Here is an 11,396-nt window from a genome sequence, read left to right on the forward strand (position 1 = left end):
CCACCATGCAAACCCGTGACGAAATCTTCGCCACCTTGCGCGACGCTCTGGTGGAGCTGTTCGAGCTGAGCCCCGAGCGCATCAGCCTGGACGCCAACCTCTACGATGATCTGGAAATCGACAGCATCGACGCCGTCGACCTGATCGATCATATCAAGCGCCAGACCGGCAAGAAGATTGCCGCCGAAGCGTTCAAGTCGGTGCGCACCGTCGGTGACGTGGTCGAAGCGGTGCATCAATTGGTCAACGCGGACCCCGCATGAGCCGTTTGCTCGGCCTGTTGGTCGCGCTGGTCAGCGTGGCCTATCCGTTCGCCGTGTATTTCGGCGCGGGCCACCTTTCGCCGGCGTTGTTCGCCGGGCTACTGGGCGGCCTGTGGCTGGCCCGACTGCTCGCTAACCCGAGTGACCGCAACAGCCGCAGGATGACCGGTGCGGTGCTGGTGTTCTGCCTGCTGCTGGCCCTGGCCGACGAGCCGGCGCTACTGCGCTGGTATCCGGTGCTGGTCAGCGCGCTGTTAATGGCGCTTTTCGCCAGCAGCCTGAAGATCGGCATGCCGATGGTCGAGCGCCTGGCACGCCTGCGCGAGCCCGAACTACCTGAAGTAGCGGTGCGTTACACGCGTCGGGTCACCGAAGTGTGGGCGCTGTTTATGTTGGCCAACGGCCTGGTGGTAGTCGCCCTGAACCTGTGGGCACCACTGTCCTGGTGGGCGCTCTACACCGGGCTGATTTCTTACCTGCTGATGGGCCTGCTATTCGCCGGCGAATGGCTGGTGCGTCAACGTGTAAGGAGATTCGAATGAACTGGCTAAGCCTCGAGAACCTACTGCTGGAGGCAGATGCCAGCCGTCAGGTTACCCCGGCGCTCGATCACGCACAGCTGTGCCTGCGCGCACTGAGCCTGGCGGCGCACTGGCAGGCCGCGGGCGTGAAACGCATCGCCCTGCACCTGGAAGACGCCTCCGAGCTGGCCATCGCCTTGCTCGCTGCCTGGCAGGCTGACATTCACGTGCTGCTGCCTGCCGATGCCCAATCGCAAACCCGCCAGCGCCTGGGTGCCCAGGTCGACCTCTGGCTGGAGCGCCTCGATGACTCGATGGCCGCAACATCGCTGACGGCTCGTACGCTCGATCGTGAACGCTGCCGCCTGACCCTGTGCACATCAGGCTCCAGTGGCGAGCCCAAGCTGATCGACAAGAGCCTCGGCCAACTGGCCAACGAAGTGCAGGCATTGGAAGACCTGTGGGGCGAACGCCTCGGCGATGCGCTGATCATCGGCAGCGTGGCTGCCCAGCATATCTACGGGCTGTTGTTCCGCGTGCTCTGGCCGCTGTGCGCCGGACGGGTATTTCTGCCCAAAGCAATGCCCTTCCCCGAAGACCTGCAACTGGCCAGCCTGCCTCATCCGGCTTTCGCCTGGATCACCAGCCCGGCGCTGCTCAAGCGCATGGGCGACAACCTCGACTGGGCGGCACTGAGCCGCGTACGTCAGGTGTTTTCTTCCGGAGGTGCATTGCCTGCCGAAGCGGCCGCCTCCGTGCAGCAGCGTCTGGGCCAGTGGCCGACGGAAATCTACGGCAGCTCGGAAACGGGCGGCATCGCCTGGCGTCAGGGTGGCGAACACTGGCTGCCTTTCGCTGACGTAAGACTCGAGCTGAACAACGAAGGTGCACTGCGCCTGAGCTCGCCTTATCTGCCTGCCGGGCACTGGGAACAGATGGCCGATGCCGCGCAAATCGAGACCGATGGCCGCTTCATTCTCGGTGCGCGCCTGGATCGCATCGTCAAGCTGGAAGAAAAACGCATTTCCCTGCCCCTACTGGAACAGGCCCTGGCGCTGCATGACTGGGTCAGCGAGGCGCGCCTCGGCGTAGTGCAGCAGGGGCGTGCCTTTCTCGGTGCGCTGGTGGCGCTGTCCCCCGAAGGCCTGCACGTGCTGCGCAACCAGGGTCGCCGTCATCTGACCGAGGGCCTGCGCCAACACCTGGCCGGCCATTGCGAGACTATCGCCCTGCCACGCCGCTGGCGCCTGCTGCCCCATCTGCCGTACAGCAGCCAGGGCAAGCTGGGTCAGGTGCAGGTCAATGACCTGCTGGCCGCCGACCGCCCCACGCGGGTAGAGCCGGTCAGCGCGCGGGAAGAGCAAGGCGAATGGCACCTGGAGCTGGACGTGCCTCTAGATCTGGCGCATTTCAGCGGCCACTTCCCAGGCACGCCAGTGTTGCCAGGTGTGGTGCAGATCGACTGGGCGCAGCAGCTGGCGCGCACCCTGATCAGCGATCTGCCGCCATTGTTCGGTGGCATGGAAGTGCTCAAGTTCCAGCAACTGGTACGCCCTGGCGACCGCCTGCAACTGACCCTGCGTTTCGACGGAGAACGCAACAAGCTGTACTTCACCTTCCGCAACGGCGAGGCCAACTGCTCCTCCGGGCGCATCCTGCTCAAGGCCGCGCCATGACTGCGCTTGCAGCCATTCATCGCCCTTGCGCGCTGATCCCGGTGTACAACCATGAAGGGCCGCTGCCCAACGTGGTCGCTGCGCTGCTCGAGGCCGACCTACCTTGCGTATTGGTCGACGATGCATCCAGCCCGAGCTGTGCGGCGGTGATGGACGAACTGGCCAAGCAGGCCGATGTTCACCTCTTGCGCCTAGCGGACAACCAAGGCAAAGGCGGTGCGGTAATGGCCGGCCTGCGCGAGGCGCAGCGCCTGGGTTTCAGCCATGCCCTGCAAGTGGACGCCGATGGCCAGCACGATCTGCTGGCGGTACAGGCCTTTCTCGACGAATCCCGCACCCATCCCGAGGCGATCATCTGTGGCTACCCGCAGTACGACGCCAGCGTGCCCAAGGGCCGCCTGTACGCCCGCTACCTGACCCACGTCTGGGTGTGGATCAACAGCCTGTCGCTGCAGATCCGCGATTCCATGTGCGGCTTTCGTGTCTACCCGCTGGCCGCCAGCGTGGCGCTGATCGACTCGGCGAAGCTCGGCACGCGCATGGATTTCGACTCGGAAATTCTCGTACGTCTGTCATGGCGCGGGCAGCCCATGCAGTGGCTGCCGACCCGCGTGCATTACCCGGCGGACGGCGTGTCGCATTTCCGTCTGTGGCAGGACAACGTGCTGATCTCGAAAATGCATGCGCGGCTGTTCTTCGGCATGCTCTGCCGGGCGCCCATGCTGCTCTACCGGCGGTGGCGCTGATGGATCGCAGCAGACACTGGGCCGGCCAGCGCGAGCGCGGCAGCTTCGCCCTGATGAAATTCACCGCCCTGGCCTCCCGCTACCTGGGCCGCCGTGCGCTGAGCCCGTTGCTGCACCTGATCGTCGCTTACTTCTTCCTGTTCGGCGCCAAGGCGCGGCGCAGCGTTCGCCAGTATCAGCACAACCTCGCAAGCTGGAGCGCCCGCCCTGAGCTGCGCCCGACCCGTCGCTCGGTATTCGCCCAGTTCATGGCATTCGCCGACAGCCTGCTGGACAAGCTGGACGTATGGAGTGGCCGCCTGAATTTCAGCGACATCGAGCTGATCGACCCACACGGCTTGCACGGCCAGATGAGCGGAACACGCGGCCAGCTGCTGGTCGGTGCCCACCTCGGCAACCTCGAAGTGTGCCGTGCCCTGGCCGAGCTGAGCGCCCAGGTGCGCATGAACGTGCTCGTTCACACGCGGCATGCCGAGCAGTTCAATCGCCTGCTCAAGGAAACCGGCGCCAACAACCTGCGGCTGATCCAGGTCAGCGAGCTCGACCCCGCGGTGATGATGCGCCTGGCCGATCACCTGGAGCGCGGCGAATGGCTGGCGATTGCCGGTGATCGCGTACCGCTGCACGGCGAGCGCACCGTGAACGTCGACTTTCTCGGCCAGTCGGCCCCTCTGCCCCAGGGCCCCTGGCTACTCGCCGGGCTGCTGCAATGCCCGGTCAACCTGATCGACTGCCTGAAGATCGATGGCCACTATCAGGTCATGCTGCAACCCTTTACCGATGCCGTGCAGTGGAAACGCAGCGAGCGCGAAGCGGTCATTCAGGAATGGGCGCAACGCTACGCCGATCACCTGGCCCAACGCTGCCTGCAAGCCCCGCAGCAGTGGTTCAATTTCTATCCGTTCTGGAACGACCATGACAACCCATCAGCCTGAAACGGTGACCTTCGGCGCTCAGCCGCTGCGTCTTGAACAGATCGTCAGCCTGGCCCAGCGCACTGCGCGCGGCGAGCTGGACAGCAGTGTCGAATGGCGCGATCGCATCGGCCGCGGCGCACGCTTCGTCGACAGCCTGCTCGACCGCGAAGGCATGATCTACGGTATCACCACCGGCTACGGCGACTCCTGCGTGGTGGCGGTGCCGTTGCATCAGGTCGAGGCGCTGCCGCGTCATCTGTACACCTTCCACGGCTGCGGCCTGGGCAAGTTACTCGACGAACAAGCTACCCGTGCGGTGCTGGCGGCCCGTTTGCAGTCGCTGTGCCAGGGGATGTCCGGGGTTCGCCTGGAGTTGCTGGAGCGCCTGCAGGCGTTCATCGAACACGATGTGCTGCCGCTGATCCCGGAAGAGGGCTCGGTCGGTGCCAGTGGCGACCTGACGCCACTGTCCTACATTGCCGCGACCCTGTGTGGCGAGCGCGAAGTGATGTACCGCGGCGAGCGCCGCAGCGCCGCTGACGTGCATGCCGAGCTGGGCTGGACGCCGCTGGTGCTGCGCCCCAAGGAAGCGCTGGCGCTGATGAACGGCACCGCGGTGATGACCGCACTGGCCTGCCAGGCCTATTCCCGTGCCGATTACCTGCTCAAGCTGGCGACGCGCATTACCGCGCTCAACGTGATCGCCCTGCAGGGCAACCCGGAGCACTTCGACGAACGCCTGTTCGCCGCCAAACCGCACCCGGGCCAGAATCAGGTCGCCGCTTGGATTCGCCAGGATCTGGCCATCGATGCGCCGACCGCCCCGCTGCACCGCCTGCAGGATCGCTACTCGATCCGCTGCGCACCGCACGTGCTGGGCGTGCTGGCCGACAGCCTGGGGCTGCTGCGCCAGTTCATCGAAACCGAGCTGAACAGCGCCAACGACAACCCACTGATCGATCCCGATGAAGAGCGCGTGCTGCATGGTGGGCACTTCTACGGCGGGCATATCGCCTTTGCCATGGACAGCCTGAAGAACCTGATCGGCAACCTCGCCGACCTGCTCGACCGCCAGCTCGCCCTGCTGGTCGACACCCGTTACAACCATGGCCTGCCAAGCAACCTGTCCGGTGCTCCGACGGAAACCGCGATGATCAACCATGGCTTCAAGGCCGTGCAGATCGGCGCCAGCGCCTGGACGGCCGAAGCCCTGAAGAACACCATGCCGGCGAGCGTGTTCTCGCGCTCCACCGAATGCCACAACCAGGACAAGGTGAGCATGGGCACCATCGCCGCCCGCGACGCCCTGCGCAGCCTGGAACTAGCCGAACAGGTCGCCGCGGCCACGCTGCTGGCTGCCAACCAGGGTGTCTGGTTGCGCCAGCGCGCCGAATCCACCGTCTTGCCAGCAGCCCTGGCGGACATGCACGTGACACTGGGCGAAGACTTCCCGCCGCTGATCGAAGATCGCGCTCTGGAAGGCGAACTGCGCCTGTGCCTGCAACGTATCCGTGCTCAGCACTGGAGCCTGTATGCGCAGTAAAGGCGTACTCCAGGCCGAGGTGGAAATCCTCGTGCCGTTCTTCGACGTGGACATGATGGAAATCGTCTGGCACGGCCACTACGTCAAATACTTCGAGCAGGCCCGTTGTGCGCTGCTCGAGCGCCTCGACCACGGCTACCCGCAGATGCGCGACAGCGGTTACGCCTGGCCAGTGATCGACCTGCAGCTGCGCTATATCCGCGGTGCCCAGTTCGGCCAGCGCATTACCGTGTGCGCCGATCTGGTGGAGTGGGAAAATCGCCTGAAGATCCACTACCTGATCAGTGACACCGTCACTGGCGAGCGCATGACCCGTGGTAGCAGCGTGCAGGTGGCGGTGGAAATTGCCAGTAAGGAAATGCTGCTGGCCTCACCTCAGGTATTTATCGATGCCGTGCAGCGGGTGATCGGATGAGTCGCATGGCACGCGTCACCCTGCTGTTCAGCCTGATACTGACAGCCCTGAGCAGCCAGGCCGAGTCCTTCACTCTCGACGGCCTCAGCAAACAATTGGCGCAACACCCGGTGGTGCGCGGGCCCTTCATTCAGGAGAAACACCTGCGCGCCCTGCCCCAGCCACTTACCAGCAGTGGCGAGTTCGTGCTCGCCGCCGACTCGGGTCTGCTCTGGAAACTGCAGAAACCACTGCAGCAGGAATACCGCATTGACACCAAGGGCATTGCCCGACGTAGCGCCGACGGCTGGCAGATGCAACCGGGGCGCGACGTCGCCGCCCAGCAGAGCCGCTTGTTTCTCGATGTGCTCAAGGGCAACCACAGCGGCCTGGCGCGGGATTTCGACCTGCAACTGAGCGGCGACGCCAAGGCCTGGACGCTGACCCTGTTGCCAACCTCGATGCTGCTCAAGCAAGTGTTCAGCCGTATCGAGATCAGCGGTGGCGAGCTGGTCGAGCGCATCGAACTGCACGAAACCCAGGGTGACCGCACGCTGATGCGCATGCCCGCCAGCGTTTCGGCCAATGCACTGAGCGAGCAGGAGCGCAGCGACTTTGCCCGCTGAAGCTGGAAAAGCACTTATAGAACGCCGCCTGCCGCGGCTGTTCGCCGTGCTGCTACTGGCGCTGCTCGCGCTGACTGCCTGGCAGTGGCGCAGCGGCCCGCCAGTGGCCGCCAGCATGCTCGCCCTGCTACCCAGCGGTGCGGGCGATGCGCGGTTGCAACAGGCCGAGGCGCGTATGCAGGAGCCTATTCAGCGCGACCTACTGGTATTGGTCGGTCATCCACAGCGCGAACGGGCCGTCGCTCTAGCCGCGACCCTGGGCCAGCAATGGCGCGACGGTGGTAATTTCCAACAGGTGCGCTGGCAACTCGACAGCGATCTCGAGGCCCTGCGTCAGCACTTGCGCGACAGCAGCCTGAACCTGCTGCCTGCGGCTGACCGTCAGTTGCTCAGTGAGCAGCCGGAAACCTTTATTCAGCAACGCGCTGCCGAACTGTTCGATCCGTTTGCGTCTTTCAGCCTACTGCCGCCGGAACAGGACTGGCTAGGCCTGGGCGGACGCGCACAGCAGGCACTCAATTTTGGCGGCCGAGTACAGCCCGATCTGGCCAGCGGCACTCTGCTGGTTCAGGAGACCGGCATGAGCTGGGCCGTGCTGTACTTGCGCAGCCGTGGCGATGCCTTCGACATGCAGGCGCCGTTAGACATCGCGCAGAGTATCGACGCTGCGCGCGCCACCACCGAAGCGGCAGGCGGTCAGTTGCTTGCCACTGGCGGCGTGCTGTACGCCGCGGCAGGCCAGAACAAGGCCATGAGCGAGATGACCCTGATCGGCGGTGCCGCCAGCCTCGGCATGCTGTTACTGTTGCTGCTGGCCTTCCGCCGAGTACGCGTGCTGCTCAGCCTGCTGCCGATCGCCGTGGCCCTGCTCGCCGGTAGCGCCGCCTGCGTACTGATATTTGGCCAGATCAACGCACTGACTCTGGTACTCGGCGCCAGCCTGATCGGCGTCGCGGCCGACTACCCGCTGCATTACCTGAGCAAGAGCTGGGGCCATAACCAATGGCGCAGCTGGAGCGCATTACACAGCACCCTACCGGGCCTGAGCCTGAGCCTGGGTACCAACCTGATCGGCTACCTGGCACTGGCCTTCACGCCGTTCCCGGCCCTCACACAGATCGCGGCGTTCTCCGCCGCAGGCCTGATTGGTGCCTATCTCTGCTCGGTCTGCCTGCTCCCCGCCTGGCTGGATGGCATGCAACTGCGCCCGGCGCCGCGTCTGGTGGCGTTAGCCACACGCCTGCTGGGCTGGCACTCCCGTGTGCAGAGAGGCAACGGTAATTTCTGGCTGCTCGGCCTGTTCCTGCTGTTCTGCGCCGGCGGCATCTGGCAGTTGCACAGCCAGAACGATCTGCGCCAATGGCTGGGCAAAGACCCGGCGCTGTTCGCCCAGTCACAACGCATCGTCGAACTCACCGGGCAGCAGCCTACAAGCCAGTTCTTCCTGGTGCGCGCCAACGACGAGGCGCAACTGCTGCAGCGCCAGCAAGCGCTGGGCGCACGCCTGGATACGCTGGTGCAGAACCAACAATTACGCAGCTACCTGTCGCTCAATCAACTGGTAGCGCCTGACGCCCAGCTGCAATCACTGCGTGCTGCCCTGACAGAGCTGCCGAAGCATTGGCAGGCGCTGCTCGACCTGGGCGTGCCGGCAAGCGCCTTGCAAGCCGAGCTGCAGCAGTTGCTGGAACAGCCGCAAACCAATCTGGATCAAGCCCTCGCCGGCCCTCTGGGCGAGCCATGGCGAACCCTGTGGCTCGGCCGCGATGACAATGGCGTGGCGGCCATCGTCAGCCTGCAGGGCCAGACCGACAGTGCCCTGCTGCAAACCGCCGCAAACGGCCTCGACGGCGTGCAACTGGTCGACCGCCTGGGTGAGTTGAACAGCCTGTTCGCCGCCACTCAGATCAGCGCTGCCGAACTCAAGCTGATCTCCTGCCTGGCGATCGTGCTGCTGTTGTGCATCCCGTTCGGCATCGGCGGCGCGCTGCGGGTGGTCTGCCTGCCGTTGCTGGCCGCCCTCGCCGCGCTGGCCTGCCTGGGCTGGCTGGGCCAGCCACTGACCCTGTTCAGTCTTTTCGGCCTGCTGTTGATCACCGCCATCGGCGTCGATTACGCCATCCTGATGCGCGAAAACATCGGCGGCCCCGCCGTCAGCCTGCTCGGTACGCTGCTCTCGGCCATCTCCAGCTGGCTGTCGTTCGGCCTGCTGCTGATCAGCCAGACGCCCGCCATCGCCAACTTCGGCCTGGCCATCAGCCTCGGCCTGATGTTCTGTTTCCTGCTGTCGCCTTGGGCCGCAACGCGGTCTGACAAGGAGGTCGCAGCGTGACCGTGCTCGGTTTCTGGCTGCTGGCCCTGGCGATCTACGCGCTGGTCGGCATCCTTGGCGGTCGTCGCCTGATTCCCATCGTCGGCCAGTTGCTGGTCGCCAGTCTCGCGGTTCCCGCGCTGCTGCTCGGCTGGGTCGAGCCGCACCTGCAGCTCAGCGCCGCCGACCTGCTCGCGCCCATCTGGATAGACCTGCTGTACGGCCTGTGCTTCGCCCTGCTGCTGGGTTATATCCTCAGCGATGTGATCGATCTGGAGCTGAGCCCGGCATGCCTGAAGATCGCCCTGCCAAGCTTTCTGATTCCGCTGCTGGCCGGCCTGGCCTGCGCGCTGTGGGTGCTGCCCGGTGATTACGGCTGGCTGAGCGCGGTGGGCATCGGCCTGCTGTTCTCGATCACCGCTATTCCGGTGCTCTATCTGTTCCTGCAGAGCATCGACTATCCGCCTGCGGCGACCAAGCGCCTGCTGCACGCGGCGATCCTGATGGATTTCATGTGCTGGAGCCTGTTTGGTCTGGCCCAGGGCAGCAGCCACCCAATCAGCCTGCTGTGGCCGTTGCTGGCTGCCGCCCTGCCGCTGCTGTTGCACGTACTGAAGCTGCGCCATCCGCTGTTCTACAGCCTGCCGTTCTTCGCGCTGATGGTGCTGCTGCACAACCTCAAGCTCAACGCGCTGGTATTCGGCATCGCCTACATGCTGTGCCTCGCCGCGATCCGCGTACCGTTCCGCCTGCCGCTGCCAGAGCGCCAGTGGAAGCTGCTGATGAATGGCCTGGCCGTTCCGCTGATTCTCACCTGCGGCGTCCTGCGCGTGGACTTCCACGGCATTGACGCCACGGACTCCTGGTTCGCCGTCAGCGTGCTGCTGGTGGCGCCAGTGGGCAGCAAGGTCGTGGGCAGCTGGCTTGGCCTGCACTGGGCCGACCCGGCCGCATCGGCTCAGATCAAGTGGCGCGAAAGCATGCTGCTGAATATTCGTGGCCTGACCGAAATTGTATTCCTCAACCTGCTCCTGCAATTGCAGCTGATCGACGCCATGGTCTATTTCGGCCTGCTGCTGATGAGCCTGTTCTCTACCCTGCTGCCAGCCCTGTTGGGCCGGCGTGCGTACACACGCGAGGCGAAAAGCCGCTATGAAGTCTCCTGAAGTCCAACAGCATCAGATCGTCGTAGTCGGTGCGGGCCCATCCGGCGCCATCGCTGCCGCTATCCTCAAACGCAAGGGCCACGAGGTGCTGATCCTCGAGCGCCAGCGTTTCCCGCGCTTCTCGATTGGCGAGAGCCTGCTGTCACACTGCCTGGACTTCGTCGAAGAAGCCGGAATGATCGACGCGGTGCGCGCTGCCGGCTTCCAGACCAAGCACGGCGCCGCTTTCGCCTGGGGCGATCGCTACACCGATTTCGACTTCCGCGAGACCTTCACGAAAAGCTTCGGCTCGACCTTTCAGGTGCAACGCGCCAATTTCGACAAGGTGCTGGCCGACGACGCCGAGCGCCAGGGCGTGACCATCCGCTATGAAGAGGAAATCGTCGCCGTGGACTTCAGCGGCGCGCAGCCGCTGCTGTCGGTGCGCCGCCTGGCCGATGGCTACGAGTACCAGGTGAGCTGCACCTTCGTATTCGACGCCAGTGGCTATGGCCGCCTGCTGCCGCGCCTGCTCGACCTCGAACTGCCGTCCAACCTGCCGATGCGCAAGGCGCTGTTCACCCATATCGAAGACCGTATCGACCACCCGGCCTTCGACCGCGAGAAGATCCTCATCACCACCCATCCGACCCTGCGCGATGTGTGGTTCTGGACCATTCCGTTCAGCAACGGTCGCTGCTCCCTGGGCGTGGTCGGCCTGGCCGAGCGCTTCGATGGTTACCCGGAAGACAAGGACGCGGCGCTCAAGCAGTTCGTCGCCGAGACGCCGAGCCTGACCAAGGTGCTGGGCAACGCCGTCTGGGATACCCCGGTGGGCGAGATCAAGGGCTACTCGGCCAACGTCAAAACCCTGCACGGCCCTGGCTTCGCGCTGCTCGGCAACGCCGCCGAGTTCCTCGACCCAGTGTTCTCTTCCGGCGTGACCATCGCCATGCGTTCGGCGAGCATGGCCGCCAACCTGCTGCACCGTCAGTTGAGCGGGGAAAGCGTGGATTGGGAACTGGACTTCGCCGTGCCGCTCAAACGCGGCGTCGATACCTTCCGCGTCTACGTGGAAGGCTGGTACGACGGCAGCTTCCAGGACGTGATCTATTACCCCAATGCCTCACCCGAAATCCGCGCCATGATCAGCTCCATCCTCGCCGGCTATGCCTGGGACGAACGCAACCCTTACGTTGCCGAGCCGCGCCGTCGCCTGCGGGTTCTCGCCGAGTTGTGCGCCAATGCCTGAGG

General features: G+C 64.7%; 11 protein-coding genes. All 11 read left to right on the forward strand.

Features of this window, described 5'->3' with window-relative positions:
* Positions 1 to 5 precede the first annotated feature (5 nt).
* From ACZ0AI_RS14975 to ACZ0AI_RS15025, 11 genes are read left to right on the forward strand one after another with little or no spacing between them, the layout of a single operon-like run.
* Positions 6 to 263, forward strand: coding sequence for an acyl carrier protein (locus ACZ0AI_RS14975; RefSeq protein ID WP_463562545.1), 258 nt, complete (start codon positions 6 to 8; stop codon positions 261 to 263).
* Positions 260 to 805 carry a COG4648 family protein gene (locus ACZ0AI_RS14980; protein ID WP_463562546.1) on the forward strand — a complete coding sequence of 182 codons (546 nt, stop codon included), beginning with the start codon at positions 260 to 262 and terminating at the stop codon, positions 803 to 805. The genes ACZ0AI_RS14975 and ACZ0AI_RS14980 overlap by 4 nt, the downstream gene beginning before the upstream one ends.
* Positions 802 to 2,460 carry an AMP-binding protein gene (locus tag ACZ0AI_RS14985; RefSeq protein WP_463562547.1) on the forward strand — a complete coding sequence of 553 codons (1,659 nt, stop codon included), beginning with the start codon at positions 802 to 804 and terminating at the stop codon, positions 2,458 to 2,460. Before ACZ0AI_RS14980 ends, ACZ0AI_RS14985 begins: the two co-directional genes overlap by 4 nt.
* Before the next feature lie 14 nt (positions 2,461 to 2,474).
* Complete coding sequence (locus ACZ0AI_RS14990; RefSeq protein WP_463565945.1) at positions 2,475 to 3,206, forward strand: glycosyltransferase family 2 protein; 732 nt, start codon at positions 2,475 to 2,477, stop codon at positions 3,204 to 3,206.
* Entirely contained in the window at positions 3,206 to 4,141 is a 936-nt protein-coding gene (locus ACZ0AI_RS14995) for an LpxL/LpxP family acyltransferase (RefSeq protein WP_463562548.1), read from the forward strand. The genes ACZ0AI_RS14990 and ACZ0AI_RS14995 overlap by 1 nt, the downstream gene beginning before the upstream one ends.
* On the forward strand, positions 4,122 to 5,666 hold the full coding sequence (locus tag ACZ0AI_RS15000) for an HAL/PAL/TAL family ammonia-lyase (RefSeq protein ID WP_463562549.1): 1,545 nt from the start codon (positions 4,122 to 4,124) through the stop codon (positions 5,664 to 5,666). The genes ACZ0AI_RS14995 and ACZ0AI_RS15000 overlap by 20 nt, the downstream gene beginning before the upstream one ends.
* A complete protein-coding gene (locus ACZ0AI_RS15005) occupies positions 5,656 to 6,081 on the forward strand; it encodes an acyl-CoA thioesterase (protein ID WP_463562550.1) in 426 nt (141 codons plus the stop codon). Before ACZ0AI_RS15000 ends, ACZ0AI_RS15005 begins: the two co-directional genes overlap by 11 nt.
* On the forward strand, positions 6,078 to 6,686 hold the full coding sequence (locus ACZ0AI_RS15010; RefSeq protein WP_463562551.1) for an outer membrane lipoprotein carrier protein LolA: 609 nt from the start codon (positions 6,078 to 6,080) through the stop codon (positions 6,684 to 6,686). The genes ACZ0AI_RS15005 and ACZ0AI_RS15010 overlap by 4 nt, the downstream gene beginning before the upstream one ends.
* On the forward strand, positions 6,676 to 9,018 hold the full coding sequence (locus ACZ0AI_RS15015; RefSeq protein ID WP_463562552.1) for an MMPL family transporter: 2,343 nt from the start codon (positions 6,676 to 6,678) through the stop codon (positions 9,016 to 9,018). The genes ACZ0AI_RS15010 and ACZ0AI_RS15015 overlap by 11 nt, the downstream gene beginning before the upstream one ends.
* A complete protein-coding gene (locus ACZ0AI_RS15020) occupies positions 9,015 to 10,163 on the forward strand; it encodes a cation:proton antiporter (protein WP_463562553.1) in 1,149 nt (382 codons plus the stop codon). Before ACZ0AI_RS15015 ends, ACZ0AI_RS15020 begins: the two co-directional genes overlap by 4 nt.
* A complete protein-coding gene (locus ACZ0AI_RS15025; protein ID WP_463562554.1) occupies positions 10,150 to 11,394 on the forward strand; it encodes an NAD(P)/FAD-dependent oxidoreductase in 1,245 nt (414 codons plus the stop codon). The genes ACZ0AI_RS15020 and ACZ0AI_RS15025 overlap by 14 nt, the downstream gene beginning before the upstream one ends.
* Positions 11,395 to 11,396 lie beyond the last annotated feature (2 nt).

Source organism: Pseudomonas sp. AC355 (assembly GCF_979258205.1).